The organism is Streptomyces sp. NPDC031274 (genome assembly GCF_055570235.1).
The window spans coordinates 128,283-149,188 of the sequence record NZ_JBVIHP010000027.1 but is presented as its reverse complement, the minus strand read 5'-3'; the positions used below and the strand labels follow the sequence as shown (position 1 = coordinate 149,188).

14 protein-coding genes, 1 tRNA gene and 1 pseudogene are annotated in these 20,906 nt (G+C 70.2%); 7 read left to right on the top strand and 9 right to left on the bottom strand.

Annotated elements, in window-relative coordinates:
• Positions 1–103: 103 nt before the first annotated feature.
• The 5 genes from sbnA to ACZ5CR_RS34665 are packed head-to-tail and all read right to left on the bottom strand — an operon-like array spanning position 104 to position 7,766.
• Complete coding sequence (gene sbnA / locus ACZ5CR_RS34685) at positions 104–1,120, bottom strand: 2,3-diaminopropionate biosynthesis protein SbnA (protein WP_468864968.1); 1,017 nt, start codon at positions 1,118–1,120, stop codon at positions 104–106.
• Between the two features lie 54 nt (positions 1,121–1,174).
• Positions 1,175–2,203: a 2,3-diaminopropionate biosynthesis protein SbnB gene (gene sbnB / locus ACZ5CR_RS34680; RefSeq protein WP_468864966.1), complete on the bottom strand. Its 1,029-nt coding sequence runs from the start codon at positions 2,201–2,203 to the stop codon at positions 1,175–1,177.
• A complete protein-coding gene (locus ACZ5CR_RS34675; protein ID WP_468864964.1) occupies positions 2,200–3,207 on the bottom strand; it encodes a TauD/TfdA family dioxygenase in 1,008 nt (335 codons plus the stop codon). The genes sbnB and ACZ5CR_RS34675 overlap by 4 nt, the downstream gene beginning before the upstream one ends.
• Positions 3,208–3,226: 19 nt before the next feature.
• Complete coding sequence (locus tag ACZ5CR_RS34670) at positions 3,227–5,356, bottom strand: non-ribosomal peptide synthetase (RefSeq protein ID WP_468864962.1); 2,130 nt, start codon at positions 5,354–5,356, stop codon at positions 3,227–3,229.
• A gap of 4 nt (positions 5,357–5,360) precedes the next feature.
• Positions 5,361–7,766: a Pls/PosA family non-ribosomal peptide synthetase gene (locus ACZ5CR_RS34665; protein ID WP_468864959.1), complete on the bottom strand. Its 2,406-nt coding sequence runs from the start codon at positions 7,764–7,766 to the stop codon at positions 5,361–5,363.
• A 490-nt stretch (positions 7,767–8,256) separates the two neighbouring features.
• Between ACZ5CR_RS34665 and ACZ5CR_RS34660 the strand changes: the two are divergent.
• Positions 8,257–8,460 (top strand): annotated as a pseudogene (locus ACZ5CR_RS34660) (hypothetical protein); the annotation flags it as partial.
• 150 nt (positions 8,461–8,610) lie between these two features.
• Here ACZ5CR_RS34660 and ACZ5CR_RS34655 read toward each other — a convergent pair.
• On the bottom strand, positions 8,611–9,534 hold the full coding sequence (locus ACZ5CR_RS34655) for an aminoglycoside phosphotransferase family protein (RefSeq protein ID WP_468864957.1): 924 nt from the start codon (positions 9,532–9,534) through the stop codon (positions 8,611–8,613).
• A gap of 154 nt (positions 9,535–9,688) precedes the next feature.
• On the opposite strand from ACZ5CR_RS34655, the gene ACZ5CR_RS34650 reads away from it, so the two are divergent.
• Positions 9,689–10,315, top strand: coding sequence for a rhomboid-like protein (locus tag ACZ5CR_RS34650; RefSeq protein WP_468864981.1), 627 nt, complete (start codon positions 9,689–9,691; stop codon positions 10,313–10,315).
• On the opposite strand, the gene ACZ5CR_RS34645 is transcribed toward ACZ5CR_RS34650, so the two are convergent.
• A complete protein-coding gene (locus tag ACZ5CR_RS34645) occupies positions 10,293–11,051 on the bottom strand; it encodes a DsbA family protein (protein ID WP_468864955.1) in 759 nt (252 codons plus the stop codon). The genes ACZ5CR_RS34650 and ACZ5CR_RS34645 overlap by 23 nt on opposite strands.
• Before the next feature lie 131 nt (positions 11,052–11,182).
• Here ACZ5CR_RS34645 and ACZ5CR_RS34640 point away from each other — a divergent pair, with 131 nt between their 5' ends.
• Together ACZ5CR_RS34640 and ACZ5CR_RS34635 are read left to right on the top strand one after the other, a co-directional pair.
• A complete protein-coding gene (locus ACZ5CR_RS34640; RefSeq protein WP_468864953.1) occupies positions 11,183–12,577 on the top strand; it encodes an NAD(P)/FAD-dependent oxidoreductase in 1,395 nt (464 codons plus the stop codon).
• Between the two features lie 164 nt (positions 12,578–12,741).
• Positions 12,742–15,948: a Tat pathway signal protein gene (locus tag ACZ5CR_RS34635; protein ID WP_468864950.1), complete on the top strand. Its 3,207-nt coding sequence runs from the start codon at positions 12,742–12,744 to the stop codon at positions 15,946–15,948.
• A gap of 74 nt (positions 15,949–16,022) precedes the next feature.
• Here ACZ5CR_RS34635 and ACZ5CR_RS34630 read toward each other — a convergent pair.
• Positions 16,023–16,099, bottom strand: a tRNA-Thr gene (locus ACZ5CR_RS34630).
• A gap of 221 nt (positions 16,100–16,320) precedes the next feature.
• Between ACZ5CR_RS34630 and ACZ5CR_RS34625 the strand changes: the two genes are divergently transcribed.
• The 3 genes from ACZ5CR_RS34625 (at position 16,321) to ACZ5CR_RS34615 (ending at position 18,938) form a co-directional block, all read left to right on the top strand.
• Positions 16,321–17,457 carry an ABC transporter ATP-binding protein gene (locus ACZ5CR_RS34625; RefSeq protein ID WP_468864947.1) on the top strand — a complete coding sequence of 379 codons (1,137 nt, stop codon included), beginning with the start codon at positions 16,321–16,323 and terminating at the stop codon, positions 17,455–17,457.
• A 264-nt stretch (positions 17,458–17,721) separates the two neighbouring features.
• Entirely contained in the window at positions 17,722–18,180 is a 459-nt protein-coding gene (locus tag ACZ5CR_RS34620) for a hypothetical protein (protein ID WP_389905266.1), read from the top strand.
• Positions 18,181–18,206: 26 nt separating this feature from the next.
• Complete coding sequence (locus ACZ5CR_RS34615; RefSeq protein ID WP_468864945.1) at positions 18,207–18,938, top strand: nucleotidyltransferase family protein; 732 nt, start codon at positions 18,207–18,209, stop codon at positions 18,936–18,938.
• A gap of 104 nt (positions 18,939–19,042) precedes the next feature.
• Here the strand turns inward: ACZ5CR_RS34615 and ACZ5CR_RS34610 are convergent, their stop codons facing one another.
• The gene (locus tag ACZ5CR_RS34610) at positions 19,043–20,713 is read right to left on the bottom strand and encodes a DoxX family protein (protein WP_468864942.1); all 1,671 of its coding nucleotides are present in this window, start codon (positions 20,711–20,713) and stop codon (positions 19,043–19,045) included.
• Positions 20,714–20,906 lie beyond the last annotated feature (193 nt).

Genomic DNA, 20,906 nt, shown 5'->3' with positions numbered 1-20,906 from the left:
CCCCCCCCCCCCCCCCCCCCCCCCCCCCCCCCCCCCCCCCCCCCCCCCCCCCCCCCCCCCCCCCCCCCCCCCCCCCCCCCCCCCCCCCCCCCGCCGCCGGTGGTCAGCTCGCCAGACAGGCCAGCGCGGCCACCTCGCTCCGCCCGGTCTCGGTCTCGGTCTCGTTCTCGGGCTCGGGCTCGGTCTCGGGCTCGGCCGGTGACCAGCCCTCCCGGTAGACGGTGTCCAGGTAGCGCTCACCGAGGTCCGGGGCGATCGCCACCGCCGTCATGCCGCGTCGGCCGTGCTGATCGAGCCACCGCTGCGCGCCGCTGATCACCGTGCCCGTCGAACCGCCGAAGAGGAATCCCCGGCTCGCCAGGGTCCGGCAGGCGCGGACGGTGTCCGCCTCCTCGACGTGCACCACGTCGTCGATGTACGACCTGTCGAGCATGGGCGGCGGCACGCTCGTGCCGAGCCCCGGTATCAGCCGCCGGCTCGGCGCCCCGCCGAAGCTCACCGAGCCGACGCTGTCGACGGCGACGATGCTCACCCGGCGCCTCCACTGCCAGAACCACCGGGCGCACCCCATCAGCGTCCCCGTGGTGCCTGCCCCGACGAACAGGACGTCCAGGCGCGGGAAGTGATCGGCGATGGCCGGGGCCGTGGTGCGGTAGTGCGCCTTCCAGTTGGCCTCGTTGTTGTACTGGTCGAGCCACACGTACCGGTCGTCGGCCGCGCACAGCGCCCGCACGTACGCGCGCCGCGCACCCAGCAGCCCCCCGTCCCCGGTCGGCTCCTCGATGACGTGCACGCGGCTGCCGAGCACCTCCATGAGCCGGATCGTCGGCTGGTTGCACCGCACGTCGGTCACGCACAGGAACCGGTGGCCGCGGCTGGCCGCGATGACGCTGAGCGCCACCCCCAGGTTCCCGGACGAGGATTCGACGAGCACCGAACCGGGCCGCAGCCGGCCTTCGCGCTCGGCGGCGTCCACCATTTCGGTGGCGGCCTTCAGTTTGATCGAACCGGCGAAGTTGAACCCCTCGCACTTCAAGTACAGCGGCAGCCCCAGCGCGGCCCTCAGGTCGACATAGAGCTGTTCCTCATTGAACCTTGCAGGATCGGAAATGACAGGCATGGTGTGCCCCCCTCTTGTGTCCCCCGTGTCGCTTTGTGCGCCACAAAAATTCCGTCAGCCGTATCGGCTCAACTCGTTGAAAAACCCCTCCACGACGTGGAGTTCGCCTCGCCGGGCCACCTCTTCATGGACGAAGCGGCCGACCGCGAGGTCGAGTACCCCCAGACCGAACGGTGAGAACACCACCGTGCGGTCCGCCGGTACGGTGATCCGTCCGGAAAGTACGTCCTCCAGCGTGCCGTCGATGAACTCCCGCTTACCGGTGAGCTGTTCGGCCAGGTGCGGGGAGGTGTCCGCCTTGAGGCAGTGCTCGATGTCGTCGACGACATTGGACGATGCCAGCAGGATCTCGGGCGCGAGGTCGCGCAGCGAGAGATGCAGCACCAGCGGGTGGTGGTCGAACCACGACAGGTCGTGGACGTGCGGCTCGGCGGCGATCGTCGCCACGACCAGCAGGTCGCTCTCGCGGATCAGTGTCTCGGCGGTGTCGTGCACCGTGATCCGCCCCTTGACCCCGGCCCGCTCCAGATAGCCGCGGAACCCGGCCGCGCTGTCCGCGGCCAGATCGTGCACGCCTGTCTCGTCGAACTCCCAGCCGTTGGCATCGAGATGGGTGTGGACGTAGCGGGCGATCAGCCCGGTGCCGAGGAAGCCGACGCGCGCCGGACGGGACCTGGTGCGACTCAGCTGGTCGGCGGCGAGCACCGCCGATGACGCCGTGCGGGTGGCGCTGATGACCGAGCTCTCCAGGCAGGCGTACGGGTATCCGGTGTCGGGATCGTTGAGGATCAGCACGGCCGACGCCCGGGGCAGGCCCGAGGCGGTGTTGCCGGGAAAGCTGGAGATCCACTTCAGGCCGTCCACCCGCAGCGGCCCGCCGAGCGAGGCGGGCAGCGCGATGATCCGCGCCGACGGACGGTCGGGGAAGCGCAGGAAGAACGACGGCGGGTTCACGGTCTCGCCCGCCCCGTGCAGCCGGTACACGGCCTCGATCAGCCCGGCGATCTCCACTTCCCTTGTGTACAGCGCCTTTTGGACCTGTCGGCCGGAGATCACGGCGAAGGCCGGAGCAGTGCCGGTCATGCGGCGCTCACCTCGACCGTGGGCGCGCAGTCGGCGAGCCGGACGGGATCGGCGAGTCCGGTCAGGACCTCGCGCGGGCCGTCGAAGGGCTCCCTGCTGTGCGCGGTGCGCAGGTTGTCGAGAAGCAGCAGGTCGCCGGAGCGCCACGGCGCGCGGAGCGTGTGCGCGTCGTACACCTCGTTGATCGCGCGGACGACGTCCTCGCCGATCGGATCGCCGTTGCCGAAGCGCGTGGTGAACGGCAGCCCGTCGGGGCCGTAGACGTCGATGAGGTAATCGCGCACCTCGGCGTCCATCGTCCACTCGCTGAGGAAGGCGATCTGGTTGAACCAGAGGCGCCGGCCGCCGACCGGGTGGTGGATCACGGCGCTGCGGTGCTGCCGGGTGCGCAGCGAGCCGTCGGACTGCCACTCGAAGTCGATGGCGTGGGCACGGCAGTACTGGGCGACGGCGTCGTGGTCGTCGGTGCCGAACGCCTCGGCGGCCGACGCCCCGATCTCGTCGTGGTACGACCGCGCGAGAAGCCAGCCCTCCTTCTCGAACCGCTCGGTCAGCTCGGCGGGCAGCGCGGCCAGGACGGCCGCCGCGTCGGCGACGCCGGTCGCCCCGCCGGAGGCGGGCGCCTCAAGACAGGCGAACAGGAGCATGCCGGGGAACTCCAGGGCGTAGCTCATCTCGTGGTGCATGCACATCGGCTGGTTCGGCGGCCACTTGGTGGACGAGTACACGCCCTCCGTGTACCTGCGCCGGGGCGCGAACGGCTCCCGGTCGGGCATCAGGGAGTGGGCGAGGCGCCGGAAGACAGCTGTCATGGAGTCGGGTTCGGCGAGGCCGAGACCGCGGACCAGGACAGCGCCGTGGTCGGCGACGGCGGCCCGCAGCGCTTCGTGGTGCTCGGCAGCCCAGCCCTCGGGGTCACCGCCGGTGGCGGCGCTCAGCAGGGGTGGGCTGCCAGGGAAGAGCGAGATGTCGTCCGGTAACGGGGACGGAGTCGAGCGGTGCATCGAGTGTTCCTTCCTTCTTTCATCGGAGCTGAGCAGTCGTCCGCTTGAGCGGTCCTGCGAGATCCGCGAGATCCGCGAGGTCTGCGAGGTCTGCGAGGACCGGGTGGTCGATGACGTCCTTGAGGGTGATCGCCCGGTCCAGGGCGATCACCAGCTTCACGGCGGAGAGCGAGGAGCCGCCGAGGTCGAAGAAGTGGTCGCGTCGGCCGATCCGGTCGGCGGGGACGCCGAGCACGTCGGCCCAGGCGGCGGCGAGCCTGCGCTCGTCGTCCGTGCGGGGCAGGTCGGTGCCGCCGGCGAGCTGCTCGGCGAGCGTGGTGAGCGCCCGGCGGTCGGTCTTGCCGTTGGCGGTCAGCGGCAGCCGCTCGCGCCAGTGCACGACGGCAGGGACCATGTAGGCGGGCAGCGACGCGGCCACCCGCTCCCGCACGACCCCCGCGTCCACCGGCCGCGGCCCCGCGCAGAACGCGGCGAGCTGCGTGCCCCGTACGACGATCACCGCGCCGTCGCGGACGCCGTCCACGCGAAGGAGCGCGTTCTCGATCTCGCCGATCTCGACGCGGAACCCACGGATCTTCACCTGACCGTCCCGGCGGCCCAGGAACTCCAGCTTCCCGTCGGGCAGCCAGCGTCCGTGGTCGCCGCTGCGGTAGAGCCGCTCTCCCGGCCGGTACGGGTCCTCGCCGAACGCCGCCTTGGTGCGCTCGGGGTCGTTGACGTAGCCGCGCCCGACGCAGACCCCCGAGAAGACGATCTCGCCGGGCGCCCCGAGCGGCACGGGCACCAGGTCCGCGTCGACGACGTAGATCCGCACGTTGGCGACGGGCCGGCCGAGCGGGACCCGGTCGTGCTCCGGCACCCGGTCCATGACCTCGTGGTTGGTGTCGTCGGACGTCTCGGTAAGACCGTAGGCGTTGACGAGCCGGACCCCGGGCCGCGCCGCGAACCAGCGCCGCACCAGCTCCTTCTTCACCGCCTCGCCGGTCACCGACACACAGCGCAGATCGGGCAGTTCGCGGGGGTGCGCGTCCAGCTCGGCCAGGACGGCCTCCAGGTACGACGGCACCACCTGGAGCACATTGACCCGGCCGCGCTCGACGGTGTCCACGAAGCGCGGCACGTCCAGGATCGCGTCCTGCTCCACAAGCAGCGTCCGCCCGCCCACGAGCAGCGCGGAGAGCAGCTGCCACAGGGAGATGTCGAAGCACTGGGGCGCGGTCTGCGCCACCACCTGTCCGGCGCCGATGCCGAGGTCGTCGAGCTTGGCGAGTACGTGGTTCAGGAACCCCGCGTGCTCGCACATCGCGCCCTTGGGCTCGCCGGTGGAGCCGGACGTGAAGTAGATGTAGGCGAGCTGGTCCGCCGCGACGGGCACACCGAGATCGCCGTCCGGGTGGCCCTCGGCGCAGGCGGTCGCCACGGAGAGGGTGTCACCGGAGAAGGCGCCATCGGAGAAGGCGTCACCGGAGATGGCGCCGCCCTCCTCGGCGACGACGAGGTCGCAGCCCGCCCGGGCGAGCGTCGTCGCGATGCGGGCCGCGGGAAAGTGCGGCTCGATGGGCAGATACACGCCGCCCGCCTTGAGGACGCCGAGGACGGCTGCCGTCCAGTCCAGGGTCCGCTCGGTCAGCACCGCGACGACGCCCTCGGGCCGCAGCCCGCGTGCGAGCAGCGCCCGACCGATCCGGTTGGCACGGGAGTTGAGCTCCCCGTACGTCCACTGCCCGTCCCGCGCGACGACGGCCACCGCGTCCGGGTGCGCGGCCACCCGCTCCTCGAACAGCTCGTGCACGCGCCGGTCGGGCAGCGTGCGGTGCGGACCCGCCAACTCCGCTACCTGAAACCGGAGTTCGGCATCGGACAGCAGGCTACGGCGGCCGGGTTCGGCGAGCGCGGCGAGGTGGTAACCGGCGATGCGGCCCGCGGCCTCGCGGTCGAGGACGTCCTTGCGGTAGCGCAGCCGCAGAACGCGGTCCGTGACGCTCACCGCGAGCACGGTGTCGTCGCGCTCGGCGGACAGCTCGGCCAGCACGCGCTCGTGCGCGGCCGTCAGGGCGGACGCCGAAGCCAACAGGCCCTCGGGAAGCGGTACTTCGTACTCCGCCGCACCCGGACTCGGGGTGCGCGTCCACTGCGGGATCGTTGTCATGGCCCTACCTCCCCGCCGCCGGATTGCCGCCCCACCGCGCCCGTGGGGGCACCTGTTCGCCCTTCATCAGGAAGGAGTCGGGGGCGAGTACCGAGCCGTCGCCCAGCGTCACGCCGTAGTGCACCAGCGCTCCGGTGCCGAGGGTGCAGCCCGCGCCGATGGCGATGCGGTCGGACTTGAAGGTGCCGTCCTCCTGCGAGTGGGCCTGCACCTTGGTGTGCGCGGCGAGGGTGGCGTCGTCGCCGATCGTCACCAGGGTGCGCTCGGTGATGGAGACGCCGTCGTCGAACACCCGGCGGCCGAGCCGTACGCCGAGCAGCCGCCACACCACGTTCTTGAACGGTGTCCCGTTGAACACCACGAGGTGGTTGTCGGACACCTTCCACAGCCGCTCGTGCCACCGGAAGTACGGGTCGTAGATCGAGCACAGCTGCGGAACGAGCGGCCGGAAGCGGCAGATCAGCCGCTCGATCAGGATGTAGTAGCCGGTGCTGAACGCCAGGCCCAGGACCATGAAGGCGCCGATCAGCAGCCCGCCCGCCACGTCGTACAGGTCGAAGGCGGCGAAACCGATCACCGTGAGGGCGACCCAGTGCAGCCACCGCAGGAACAGGTGCAGCGCCATCGAGCGCAGGTTGTAGCGGTTCTTCGCGGCCAGCCTGCGGTGCAGCTCGGCGCCTTCGCGCAGATGGTCGAAGCGGGTGTCGCGCTCCACGGTGCGCGGGATCTCGAAGGGCGGCGAGCCGAGCAGCCCCACTCCCTCGCGGACCGGTCCGTCCAGCGGGATCATCACCTTCGTCGCGAGCAGGCAGTTCTCGCCGGTGCGGCCACCCACCGGGTAGGCGATGTGGTTGCCCAGGAAGTTGTGCGGCCCGATCGACGCGCGCGCGACGCGGAACGAGGTCGCGGAGAAGTCCGCGTTCATGATCGAAAGGCCGTCGGCGACCATCGTGCCGCTGCCGACCTTGGCCAGGTACGGCGACTCGTGCTGCACCTCGGTGCCGAAGTTGGATCCGGTCTGCTCCACCTGCGAGAGGTCGTATCCGATGGCCCGCAGGTAGGGGACGATGTACGAACTGTCGCCACACAGCCACTTGAAGAACTTGATGTTGGTCATCCGGGCGATCGTGCGCTGCACCGAGTAGTGCAGGCCGTACAGCGGATAGGTGCGGTCCGGGCGCAGGATCGGCCGCAGCGCGCGTGGCAGCACGGACACGGCGGCGAGGCCGATGAGCAGGAACGCCAGGAAGCCGACGATCGACAGGCCGACCGCCTCGACGTAGAACGCGGCCGAGGTGAGGTCGTGGGTGTCGGGTTCGAACAGCACGTCGAGCGCGGGCGCCTCGGTGAGCAGCAGCTGGGTCCCGCCGATCGCGAGCGGCACGACCACGAGGATCGCCTGGAGCAGCCCGCCCACCGCGAACAGGGCCCGGCGCGGGGTGGAGCAGGCGGCTGCCGGTACCCGGACGTAGTCGACGCCGGTGCGTTCGGCGGGTGAGCCGTGCCAGTGCTGTCCGGCGGGCACCGCGGCGCCGTCGTACAGCGCCGACGCGTGGCCCAGCTGGGCGCCGTCCCCCATCGACGTACCGATGTCCAGGACCGTCTTCTCGCCGACGAAGACGTCCCGGCCGAGGGTGACGGGACCTGTGCGGATGACGCCCGCGTGGGCCCGGTAGCCGAGGAAGTGGGCCTCCTTGCGGATCACGGTGCCCCCGCCGATCGTCAACAGGTCGGTGCAGACCGGGACGGAGTGGGAGAGGATCGTGACTCCCGGCCCGATCCGCGCCCCGAGCACCCGCAGGTACAGCACGTAGACCGGGTTGCCGACGAACAGTGCCATCGGGTTCGCGTGCAGCAGCGACTTCACCAGCCAGAAGCGGACGTAGGCGAGGCTCCACACCGGGAACTCGGTCTCCCGCCAGCGGCCGACGAGCAGCCACTTCGCCGCCACGGGCACGATGCACGCGCCGAGGAACACCGCTGCGCCGAACAGTGCCGAGCGCGCGTAGACGTCGACGAAGCCGGCGCCCGCGGAGACCCACGCGAAGCCCCGGGCAGTGATCATCCCGGCCGACACGCAGTACAGGGCGAAGGCGAGCAGTTGCAGTGCCCCGCACACGAGATAGCGGGGTGTACTGCCGGGTGGCGGAAGCGGCTCGGGCTCGGCCACCTTCACGACCGGCGCCTCGTCGAGGGCGGCGGCCAGTCTGCGGATCGTCGGATGGCCGTAGACGTCCCTCATCGAAACCGCCGGCAGGTCCGCGTGTTTGCGTACCCGGGCACAGAAATGGGCCATGACAAGAGAGTTGGCGCACAGATCGTCGAAGAAGTGACTGTCGGGTGGAACATGGTCCACACGGGTGACACCCGCCAGGACTTCCGCGAGAACGCGTTCGGTGCCGTTCGGCACATGAACTCCTCGTACTGTTACTCGTGTTTCACGCTTTTTCTGGAATTCCGGAACGAGCGCGAATTGAGTGTGGGTTGGATGTGTCGCGAGCGCGAGGAGCAACGCGGATGAAGCGGGTCACGGCTGATGACCATGCATGTTCCCCCGTTGTAAGTCCCCCCGGACTGTGCGCTGCCGGTCGGTGTCCGGTCGATCGATGTTCGGTCGACCAGCGTTCGATCGGCGTTCGATCGCCCGGAATTCGGTCGATCAGTGTTCGATCGGCCGGTCGCCGGTTTGCGCACTGAATACGATCGAGATTCTTTCGGGTGATTCATGAACACTTCAAGTCGGTTTCGAGCATTGGCCATTTCCGACGACTTTCACATGACGCGCTCATGCCCGCTTTCGAGACGGGCCGGACGCCATGCCGGGGAACTCACCGGAAGGACAGTGCATTTACCGGTGCCGCTTCCGGTTTCCGCTACCGCAATATCCGGTCAGCGCGGCCATGACAGAAATCGGAGAGACTTCATTTCGCGAAGTCCCTCCTGGGTTGCCGCACCATTTCCGTCGCATTGCGCGACCGGACGGCACCGCTGCCCGCGTTCTCTACCGGAACGTCTCGCAGCGCAGGACCGCCTGGCTGTTGCGGAAGGACACCGTCGACTCGTGCATGGCACGCCGCATCCTGGGCCTCGCGGGCGGCGCGGCGTGAACACGCCGGTGCGGAGGGAGACCAGGCGGGTGCCGGGGCGGATCCAGACGAGGGCGGGCAGGACAGGCGGGAGGGGCAGGCGGGAAGCAGGGCAAGCGGGAGGCAGGGCAGGCAGGAGGCAAGGCAAGCAGGAGGCAAGGCAGGCCGTCAGCGTCCCAGCAGCAACCGCGCGACCTCCAGGTCCTCCTCGTCGAGCGACCGCCCGTCCTCGATCTCCCACAACGCGTTCTGCAGCACCCGCCCCAGCGTCCAGGCCTTCGCCCGCTCCCGGTCGAGCCCGAGGACCTCACTCATCGCGTCGAACCGCCACAGCACGTCGTCCACGTCGAAACGGTTGTTGAGCGCGGGCCAGAGGTCGAACCCGGGGTCCCCGGCCAGCGGCTTCGGGTCGATGGCGAGCCACGGCTCGCGCTCGGCGGCAAGGACGTTCTCGAAGTGCAGGTCCCAGTGCAGCAGCCGGTCACCGGGCTCACCCATGACCTCGCGCACCGCGCCCCCGCACCGCTCCACGACCGCCCGCTCCACCGGATCGGGGATCGCCCTCAGCGCCCCCGGCAGATCGTCGACCATCTCCCCCGCGATGTCCCCGAGCCGCCGCATCCCCTCCGGCGCGGGCACCGAGGTGAGCCGCGCGAGCAGCTCGGCGATGACGAGCACGGCCTTGCGCGTATCCGTCATCGTCGACAACATCCGCCCGGAGTCCAGCCGTTCGAGCAGCATCGTGCCAGTACCGCCGTCGTGGTCCAGCAACCGCACGGCCCCGTCGCCGTCCCACACCCGAAGCCCGACCGGCTCCCCCTCGGTCTCCTCGTCGAGGAGCTGGAACTTCACCGCGGCGGGAGTGCCGTCCCGCCGCACCACGGGCAGGACGAGCGCGGCCATCCCGTGCATCGAGGGCCCGTCGACCGTCAGCTCCCACCGCTCGACGAACTCGGCGACCCGCGCGGGCAGCGCCGCGATGAAGGCACGGCCCGGCTCACCCGCGTACGCGTACTGCGACTCGATCAGCCCGTCCGGAATGCGAATGTCGATCACGCCCGCGACGCTACCGGCGTGGGTGAATCGCCGCATGGGGATTATTCGGGCCACGAGAGCCAGGAGAACTGCGAGGACCACGAGAACTACGAGGACCGCGAGGGCTGCGAAGAGTACGAGGAGTGCGCGAACTACGAGAACCGCGAGGCAGGCCGTCCTCGCCTACCTCCGCAGCGCCCCCGGAACGTACATCTGGCTCACGACCCTCTTCGTCACCACGGTCGCGATGCACCACATGTCACCGGAGTTCGAGAACGACTTCCTGCGCCAGCGCTCCACGAACATCCACGAACTGTCGCAGAACCCCGTCCGCGTCCTGGTCTCCAGCGCGTTCTGGATCGACGGCGGCGGCTGGCTTCCGTACGTCGTGCTCTACACCGTCTTCCACGCCACCGCCGAACGCTGGCTCGGCACGGCGCGCTGGCTCGCGGTGGCCGCGAGCTCACACGTCATGGCCACCCTCATCAGCGAAGGCGTCCTCGCGCTCGCGATCCACCACGGCGCCGCACCCACGTCCTCCGCCAAAACCCTGGACGTGGGGGTGAGTTACGCGCTCGCGGGCGTGGTCGCGGCCCTCACCTACTGGATCCCCTCGCCCTGGAGATACGCGTACCTCCTGATCGTCCTCGCCGCGTACGGCACCCCGCTGATCACCGGAAGGACCTTCACCGACCTGGGCCACTTCACGGCGGTCCTGATCGGCCTGGCCTGCTTCCCACTGACCCGGAGCGCCGTACGCCCGCCCCCGAGGAGACGGGAACGCGAACGAGAACGAGAACGGGAACTACGGAGGATCAAGAAATCCCGGAACCCTTGAGCTCCTTGGCGAACGCGTCCTGGTCGAACAGCGCGTCGCTGTGCACCTTGTTGCCGTCGATCAGGACGGTCGGCGTGCCCTGCATCCCGTCATCGGTGAAAGCCTTCATGGCCACACCGACCCACTTCTTGTACGTCCCCTTCCGCACGGCCTTGTCGAACTCGGCGCCCCGCAGCCCGTCCACCTTCTCGGCGATCTTCAACAGGAAGTCGGGCGTGTACGCGTCCTCGGTCTCCTCCGCGGCCTGGTTGGCGAAGACCGCGGCGTGGAACTGCGGGAACTTGCCCGCGTCGACCGACGCCCGCAGCGCGTTCGCCGCGTTGACCGAGCCACTGCCGCCGAGGTTGTTGTCGAGGAACGAGGCGAGCGTGTACTCGACCTTCACCTTGCCCTCGGCCACCGGCTTCACCAGGGCCTGCGCACCGGACTCCTCGAACTTCCGGCAGATCGGGCAGCGCGCGTCCTCGTACAGCTTGACCGTGTGCCCGGCCTTCGGGTCGCCCACCGTGATCACGCCACCCTTCACGGTGGCGGGCGTCTTCGCGAGCGCGTCGGTACCGGCCGGCGGCTCCTTCGCCTCGGGACCACCGGCGGACGCGGACCCGGACGCGGAGGCCGACGCCTTGTCGTCGCCCCCGCCCGTGAGGTCATCGGGCCCACAGGCGGCTGCGCCCCCGGCGAGAAATGCGGTGGCGGCCACCGCGGCGACGATGCGCCCGGCCTTGCGTACGGCCATCTGAACAGTCCTCCAGGATCAAGGCACATGACACTTCGCCACGCACCGGATCAACGTATCGGACCCCCCGCCCCGAAACCGCACGCCACGGCCCTCCCCAAAGCCCCCACCAGCGCAGTAACGTCCGGCCCATGAGCAGCACGATCAACGGCGGCATCTCGTTCTGGTACGCGGACCACGGCACCCCGGCCCCCCGCGAACCCCTGCCGGGCGACGAGAGTGCCGACGTCTGCATAGTCGGCGGCGGCTACACGGGCCTGTGGACCGCGTACTACCTGAAGAAGGCCGCCCCCTTCCTCCGCATCACCGTCCTGGAACAGAAGTTCTGCGGCTACGGAGCCTCGGGCCGCAACGGCGGCTGGCTCTACAACGGCATCGCGGGCCGCGACCGCTACGCCCGCCTGCACGGCAAGGACGCGGCGATCCGCCTCCAGGAGGCGATGAACGACACGGTGGCGGAAGTGATCCGCACGGCCACCGAGGAGTCCATCGACGCGGACATCCACCACGGCGGCGTACTCGAAGTGGCCTACACACCCGCCCAGTTGACGCGCCTGAAAGAATTCCACGCCACGGAACTCGCCTACGGCGAGAAGGACCGCACCCTGCTGGGCGCCCGCGAGACGGCCGACCGGATCCGCGTCTCGGGCGCCGTCGGCTCCACCTGGACCCCGCACGGCGCACGCCTGCACCCGGTGAAACTGGTCAAGGGTCTGGCAGCGGCGGTCGAGTCCCTCGGCGTGACGATCCACGAATCGACCCCGGTCACGGAGATCAAGCCGAAACACGCGATCACCCCGTACGGAACGGTCCGCGCGCCGTACATCCTGCGCTGCACGGAGGGCTTCACGGCGTCCCTCAAGGGCCAGCGCCGCACCTGGCTCCCGATGAACTCCTCAATGATCGCGACAGAACCCCTGACGCCCGCCCAATGGGAATCAATAGGCTGGGAGGGCCGCGAGACGCTGGGCGACATGGCGCACGCGTACATGTACGCCCAGCGCACAGCGGACGGCCGCATCGCACTGGGCGGCAGAGGCGTCCCGTACCGCTTCGCCTCCAGAACGGACAACGACGGCCGCACCCAACCGCCGACGATCGAAGCCCTGCGCGAGATCCTGACCCGCTTCTTCCCCCAACTGGCCGGAGTGCGGATCGCCCACGCCTGGTCCGGCGTCCTCGGCGTCCCCCGCGACTGGTGTGCCACGGTCACCCTGGACCGCGCGACGGGCCTGGGCTGGGCGGGCGGCTACGTCGGCTCCGGCGTAGCCACCGCCAACCTGGCGGCCCGCACCCTGCGCGACCTGGTCCAACAGGACTCGGGCCAGGCAGGCCCCACGGACCTCACCACGCTCCCCTGGGTCAACCACAAGGTCCGCAAGTGGGAACCGGAACCCCTGCGCTGGCTGGGCGTCCACGGCATGTACGCGACGTACAACACGGCCGACCGCCGCGAACTGGCCACCCACACGGCGACTTCGTCCCGCTTGGCCCGATGGGCGGACAAGGTGGCGGGCCGCAACTGACCTCAGTAGCCCCTCCAGCACGGGTTGTCACACCCCTGTGTCACGATCACCCGATCATTCACTCAGCCTGGGGGGGCTCGATGCCTGAACCACGTCCTTCTGCAAGACCTGCAAGACCTGCGACACCTGTGAGATCTGTGAGATCTGTGAGATCTGTGAGATCTGTGAGATCCACGGCTTCCGCCGCGCTCTTCCTCGTCCTGACCGCGCTCCTGTCCCTGCTCGTTCCGTCCGCACTGCCGGCCACGGCCGCCCACGCCGCCGAACCCGAGTGCACACCGCTCGCCCTCGCCCCGTTCGGCGATCCGGGCACCGCGCTCGGCAAGGCCACCGTCGCACCCGACGCGACGACCTGTTACACCTTCACCACCACCGACGCCGGTCTCCACCTGGTCTCGTTCGACGACTCCAGCAACGAAGCGCACACCGAGGTCTACAGCGGCGACACCCGGCTCGACTGCTACGACACCGAGTACCGCGACAACGGCTGGTGCGACCTCTCCGGGACGAGCACCTACACCCTGAAGGTCGTCAACGACGGCTGGGAGGACGCCGACGTCGCGGTCACCGTCGTACCGCTCGGCAGCACCCGCGGCTGCGCCCCGAAGACCTCCACCGCCTGGGACCAGCCGACTCCGACGCGCACATCCACCAGCCCCGCCGAGATCGGCTGCCAGCCCTTCGACGCCGAGCCCGGTGACCGCATCCGGCTCACCCGCGGCACCAAGGCCTACGGCGAGTCCATCGCCTGGATCACCGATGCCACCGGCGCCCGGATCTGCCCCCACTTCCCCGAGGACGGCGAGGACAGCTGCGTCCTGCCCGGCAAGGGCCCCTACCGCGCCCTCTCCCGCGTCACCTACGCGGAGAAGGGCTTCCCCGCCGAGTACGGGGTCACGGCACGCCGCCTGAACGCCCCTCAGGGCTGCCCGTCCGCCCCGATCAGCCCCTACGGGCCCCTGACGGCAAAGGACTTGACCACGACACCCTGCTTCACGGTCACCGCCGAGAAGGCGGGCGAGTACCGGCTCGACTCCGTCGACAAGGACGGTGACACCGGGCCGGTCCGCGTACACGACCACTCCGGCAAGACCGTCTGCCGCAACACCGAGCAGCCCTGCCGACTGCCCTCCGCGGGCACCTACACCGCCTACCTCGACGGCTCGTACCCCTTCCACGACACCGCGCGCGGCCTGATCGTCCTCGACCGGGCCTCCGGCAACGGCTGCGCGAAGAGCGAAATGGGCGCCCACAAGGGCGAGTTCAGCACAGCCGGACAGTACGACTGCCTGAACCTGCCCGCGCCCAAGGACTCCCGGATCGCGGCACTCACCCCGCTGAGCAGCTCCGGCGTCGACGCCGACGTGGAGGTCCTCGACAGCGAAGGCACCGAGCAGTGCGACGCGGAGAAGCTCACCGCGGGCGACTGCGCACTCACGGGCACCGCGCCCTACCGCGCCCTCGTCCACGCCGACGGCAGCCCCCGCACCGGCCCGTACACGGTCGCCGTCCACCGCACGGACGCGGCGAACGACTGCCCCGTCCTGCCCGCGGGCAGCTTCGCCGCCGACGGAGCCAAGGCCGCCTTCTCCACCGGGGACGGCGTCTTCTCGCGCTGCCTGACCATCCCGGCGGACGCCCACACCTCGGCCGAGGTACTACAGCTCACCGCCACGACCGGTGACGTCCCCGCCAAGTTCTCCGTGCTCGACTCCACCGGCAAGCGCGTCTGCGACCGTTACGCCACCACCAACGGCTGGACGCTCTGCGCGCTGACCCCGGGCAAGGCCCACACCGTCCTGGTCACCGGCAGCGACCAGACGGCCGACTACGCCCTGACCCGGCGCGACGTGACATCGACGGCGTCTTCGGCGGGCTGCGCGAAGACGGCGGCCTCCAAGGTCGGCGGGCCCTCCGTGAAGGGGACGTACGGCGCTCCCGGCTCCCTGCGCTGCCACCAGGTCACCACCGCCTCCGCCGACGATGTCCTGCACCTCGACGTGCGGGACGCCCTCGGCACCGCCAACATCACCGTCCTGGGTGACGACGGCAAGACCGACTGCACCTCGCGGAACCGCGCCTGCGCGGCCACCGGAAGCACCACCCACCAAGTCCTCGTCCAGGTGCCGACCCACCTCAAGGCGGCGCCCGAGTACCGCCTCGACGCCCTGCGGGTCGCCACGGCCGAAGGCCCGGCCGCCGAGTGCACCAAGGTCCCCTCGATCGCCTACGGATACGGACCGATCACCGGCACCCTCGACGAGTCCCGCACCGCGGTATGCGCGGTCCTGCCCACTGTGGACGGCGACCACTTCGACGCCGAGATCACCGACACGACCGGGGCCGAGACCACGGCGGTTCCCGCGCTCTACAACAACGTGTGGACCAACGGCTGCACCCTGACCATCCTGGACGGCTACGTCTGCGGGGTGAACGAATCGCAGTCGAACCCGACCAGGCCTTCCGTCCTGGTACTCGGCCTCCCGGAGAAGGCCGGCACCACCTCCTACCGCGCCACGCTCAAGTGCTCGTCCGCCCGCTGCGGCGGCGAGAAGGTCACCGTCACCGGCGTCACCCCGACCAAGGCCCCCGGCGGCACCGAGCCCACACTCACCGTGACGGGCACCGCCATCAACCCCGACGCGACGGTCCGGCTTACGCAGTCGGGCAAGACCCTCACCGCGAAGACGAAGTCGATCTCCGCGGACAACCGCACGCTGAAGGCGACGCTCGACCTGAGGGACGTCCCCGCGGGCACCTGGAACGTCAGCGTGCTCGCAGGCGGCTGGGAGTACGCGCAGGGCACCTTCACCGTGACGGACCCGACGCCGCGCAACACCACCGCCCCCAAGGTGACGGGAACAGCCACCGTCGGCTCCAAGCTCACTGCTGACCCCGGCAGTTGGACGGCCACCCCCTCGTCGTACACCTACCAGTGGAAGGCGAACGGCGAGGCGATCGCCGACGCCACGGCCTCGACGTACAAGATCCCGGCAGCGCACCTGAACAAGAAGCTGTCCGTCACGGTCACCGCCCACAAGGCGGGTCACGATGACGCCACCGCGACATCGCCGACGGTCACGGTAGCCAAGGGCGCCGCGCCCAAGGCGTCAGCGAAGCCGACGATCAGCGGCACCGCCAAGGTCGGCAAGACCCTCAAGGCCACGAAGGGCACCTGGTCGCCCGCCCCGGGCTCGTACTCCTACCAGTGGTACGCGAACGGCACGAAGATCACCGGGGCGACCAAGACCTCACTGCCCCTGAAGTCCACCCAGCGAGGCAAGAAGATCACAGTCAAGCTGACGGCCCACCGCACCGGCCACAGCAACGGAACGGCGACGAGCAAGGCGACGGGAGCCATCGCCTCCTAGCCGCCAGGAGCACCACACCCACGAAAACCACGAAGGCCCAGGACACCTCATCGGCGTCCTGGGCCTTCGCCTGCTGGAGCCCCCTGTCGGATTCGAACCGACGACCTACGCATTACAAGTGCGTTGCTCTGGCCATCTGAGCTAAGGAGGCACGCGCCGCGAGGCATGCGCTGCACTGACGTGCCCGAGCAGTGTAACCAACACCGCCGATGCCCCGTCGAAAACTTCCTCGAAGGTCACAGCCTCCCGGCTACTGACAGACGTATGACCTCCGGGGTACGGTCACGAGCAGTTCACCCAGGTGGACTACACCACTCCTCTCTTTACAACGGATCGTCCGGCACGTTCCTGCCGGTGAAGGGGGCCCTCACCATGGCCACTGTTTCGTTCGACAAGGCGACCCGCATCTACCCGGGTGGCGACAAGCCCGCCGTCGATCAGCTCGAGCTCGATGTCGCGGACGGCGAGTTCCTCGTCCTCGTCGGTCCCTCCGGCTGCGGAAAGTCCACCTCCCTGCGCATGCTCGCGGGCCTGGAGGACGTGAACGCCGGCGCCATCCGCATCGGTGACCGCGACGTCACGCACCTGCCGCCCAAGGACCGGGACATCGCCATGGTGTTCCAGAACTACGCGCTCTACCCGCACATGACCGTCGCCGACAACATGGGCTTCGCCCTGAAGATCGCCGGCGTCAACAAGGCCGAGATCCGCCAGAAGGTCGAGGACGCGGCGAAGATCCTCGACCTCACCGACTACCTGGCCCGCAAGCCCAAGGCCCTCTCCGGTGGTCAGCGCCAGCGTGTCGCCATGGGACGCGCCATCGTGCGTGAGCCCCAGGTCTTCCTCATGGACGAGCCGCTGTCGAACCTCGACGCCAAGCTGCGTGTCTCGACGCGTACGCAGATCGCCAGCCTCCAGCGGCGCCTGGGCATCACCACCGTCTACGTCACCCACGACCAGGTCGAGGCCATGACGATGGGCGACCGCGTGGCCGTCCTGAAGGACGGTCTGCTCCAGCAGGTCGACTCGCCGCGCAACATGTACGACCGCCCGGCCAACCTCTTCGTCGCGGGCTTCATCGGCTCCCCCGCCATGAACCTCGTCGAGGTCCCGATCACCGACGGCGGCGTGAAGTTCGGCAACTCCGTCGTGCCGGTCAACCGCGCGGCACTCTCCGCCGCCGCCGACAAGGGCGACCGCACGGTCACCGTCGGCGTCCGTCCGGAGCACTTCGACATCGTCGAGCAGGACGGCTCCACCGCGAAGTCCCTCTCCAAGGAGACCGAGGACGCCCCGGCGGGCCTCGCCGTCTCCGTGAACGTCGTCGAGGAGCTCGGTGCCGACGGTTACGTCTACGGCTCCGCGGAGGTCGGCGGCGAGCACAAGGACCTCGTGGTCCGCGTGAACGGCCGCAAGGTCCCGGAGAAGGGCACGCAGCTGCACGTCGTGCCGCGCCCGGGCGAGATCCACGTGTTCTCGACGTCGACGGGCGAGCGTCTCACCGACTGACGAGCTGATTGAGGAGCTGACCGGCCGAGCTGGTCGGAGAGCTGGTCGGCCAGCCGACCAGCTAAACGGCTCACCAGCACTTGTAGGGCCCCGCACCTCGGTGCGGGGCCCTTACCCGTGCGTCAACGTTGTCGACAAATACCCCGGCAGACCGGTCATTTCGCTCCGCCCCCGTCAACACCGCTCCAGAAAAACCTCATTCTCCGTCGCTCGACCGAGTGACTAAATGTCGCCAAATCATCACCGACCGCTACGCTCACTCGCGTGACGCACTCCGCCAACTACACCCAGAAGCCGCGCCGAGCCCATCGAGGCCCCGCCCGTCGCATCGGCCGCACGCTCGCCCTCGTCCTGCCCGTGATGCTGGTGCTCTCCGGGACCCTCGCGGTCACCAGCGTCAACTGGTCCGGGAACAACTCGGATTCGATGCTCACCGCATCCTCCGACGATCTTTCCGTACCGGCCAAGTCCCGCGCCCCGCAGGATCTCCTGCGCGACCGGCTCCTCCTGGAACTCCAGGAGAGGAACCCGGGTGTGGCGCTCACCCATCTCCAGCAGGAGGTGAACCGCCATCCGTCGCTCGCCAGGCACTGTGTCTCCATCGCCCGTGCCCTCGGCCGGGCGGCCGCGCAGAAGTACGGTCCGAGCCGTGCGCAGTCGTATGCGCGCCCGGTCTGCGACACGTCCTTCGCGACGGGCGTCGCCGCCCATCAGAACGGCTGATCGGGCGGGCACGTAGGGTTACCGGCATGACCGGCGACCCACACGCTCACCAGCCCACGCAGGCCGTCGTCCTGGCCGGCGGCCAGGGCTCCCGCCTCCGTCCGTACACCGACGACCGGCCCAAGCCGATGGTCGAGATCCCTGGCACAGGGACCCCGATCATCGGCCATCAGCTTTCCTGGCTGGCGGCCGAGGGCGTGACGGACGCGGTCGTCTCCTGCGGTCATCTCGCCGAAGTGCTCCAGGAGTGGCTGGAGTCGGCCGATCTCCCCCTGAACGTCACCACGGTGGTCGAGAACGAGCCGCTGGGCCGCGGCGGCGGCCTCAAGTACGCCGCCCGCCACCTCCCGCACGCGGACCGCCCCTGGTACGCGACGAACGGCGACATCTGGACCCGCTTCTCGCTGCGCGACATGGCGGCCTTCCACGCCGAGCGCGACGCCACCGCGACCCTCGCCCTGGCCCGCCCCCGCATCCCGTGGGGCGCCGTCGAGACGGACGCGTTCGGCCACATCACGGACTTCATCGAGTCCCCGCCGTCCCCGTACCTGATCAACGCGGGCGTGTACGTCTTCTCCTCCGCCTTCGCGGCGCTGCTCCCGGACCGCGGTGACCACGAGCGCACCACGTTCCCGCGCCTGGCCCGTGAGAAGAGCCTCGCGGGCTTCCCGCTGCCGCAGGGCGCCTACTGGCGGGCGATCGACACGGCCAAGGACCTGACGGAAGCGGCCAAGGAGCTCGCGGCGCAGACCGGCTGAGGGTTTCCTCGTCCCGTACGCCGATGGGCCCCGCACAGTCTCTGTGCGGGGCCCATCGGCGTACGGGTAGGTCACGGGCCTGCTCAGCCTCCGCCGAGCAGGTCTCAGCCTCCGCCGAGCAGCCCTCCCACGAGTCGGCTGTTGCCGCCCGTGCTTCCGCCGCCGCCTCCGCCGCTGCCGCCGCCGCTCGTGCCGCCCTCGGGCGCGGCGCCGCCGGTGCCGCCGCCGCTGGACGTGGGTCCCGCGGTGGCCGAGGCCGGAGGCTGCTGGGGCGACGACTGCTGGGGCGGGGCCTGCCCGGTGCCCTGCGTCTGGCTCGGCTGCTGCCCCTGGCCGGTGCCCGCGTTGGTCGTCTCGGGTGCCGCGCCCGGGGTGGCCGCCCCTCCGGCGCCCTGCGTGGGGCTCGCGGAACTGCCCTGCGTCGGAGCCTGGGACCCGGCGGTCGTGGGGCTCTGCGACTGTCCCTGGCGGTGCCGCTGCTTTCCGGGTTCCTGCGGGAGCGGTGAGCCCGGCAGTTCGTTGCGCGGGGCCTCTCCGGGGCCCGGCACGGTCACGCGGTCGGCGTCCCGCACGGCGCCGCCGAGCATCGAACCGATGAGCAGCGTGAGACCGACGACGAGACCGCCGACGAGACCGCCGCGCCGCAGCACACGGCGCCGCAGCTCCCAGATGTCCACGCGCGGCCCGAGCGTCCGCCAGGCCTCGCCCGCGAGGCGTCCGTCGACGGAGTAGACGGGTGCGCCGGCGATGATGAGCGGCGACCATGCGGCCAGATAGATGATGTCCGGCGCGTCGTACGCGGGGACGGTCTTCCAGCTGACGGTGACGAGGAGCGCGGCGGAGAGGAGCACGCCGATGCCGGCCGCGACCCGCTGCCAGAGCCCGAGCACCGTGAGCACGCCGACGATGATCTGCAGGAAGGCGATGCAGAGTCCCGCGCCCACCGGGTGCGAGAGGGCGAACTCCCGCAGCGGCTCGGCGAGGGCCCAGGGGTGCAGCGAGTTGAGCCACTTGACCATGGAGCCGCGTTCGCCGCCGTCGAAGTACACGGGGTCGCAGAGCTTGCCCATGCCGGCGTAGATGGAGATGAACCCGAGGAAGACGCGCATGGGAAGCAGCACGACGCCGAGGTTCATGCGGCGGCCGGGGTAATAGGCGTGCCGCACGGGGTCGGCCCCGTGCCGCCGTACGACCTGGCGGCCGTTCTCGTCGCGTTCGTCGTCCGCGTCGTCGAACTCGTCGTCCCCGTAGGGGCGTTGTTCGTCGAGGTCGCTCTCCGACACCGGCATGCGCGGGATGAGCCGGGTATGGGACTCGGGGTGGCGGGGGCCGATGACGGCAGGCGTGGCCTGCGTACTCTCAAGATCGTCGTCGTCGATGCGGGGGATGACCTGCGTGGCGCCTCCGTCGTCGTGGGAGATGCCCCCCACTTCGGCCGAATGGCGCACGCCGGTGCCGCGCACCGCCTGCAGCAGCCCGGTGGCTCCGGGGTCGCCCGGCTCGGACTTCCCGCTCCAGACGACGGGCGAGCGGCGCCGCACCGCGGAGCCGGAAGCGGGCATGTGCCTGGTGTCAGCGGCATTGCTCAAGTGCCGTGCGATACGCGGGGATTGGGTCCGCTGCGCGGTGGGGAGCTGCACGCGGAAGCTCGCGTGGTTCACGATGACCTGCGCCGGGTCGCTCGGCACTTTCACCATGCTCAGCGCGGGAGCTTCGTCGAACCCTGACGAGCTTCCCCCCGTGGGATTGCGGGGCGTTCTGGTGTCCACACTCATCTAACCGAGTGATGTGTGTTTAGGACACTGCCTTGACCGCGCGGAAATGTCCGGACCGCGTCAAGATCTTCGCCAGGTCCCCGCCGGGGGGGGGGGGGGGGGGGCGGTGGGGGGGGGGGGGGGGAGGGGGGGGGGGGGGGGGGGGGGGGGGGGGGGGGGGGGGGGGGGGGGGGGAGGGGGGGGGAGGGACAGG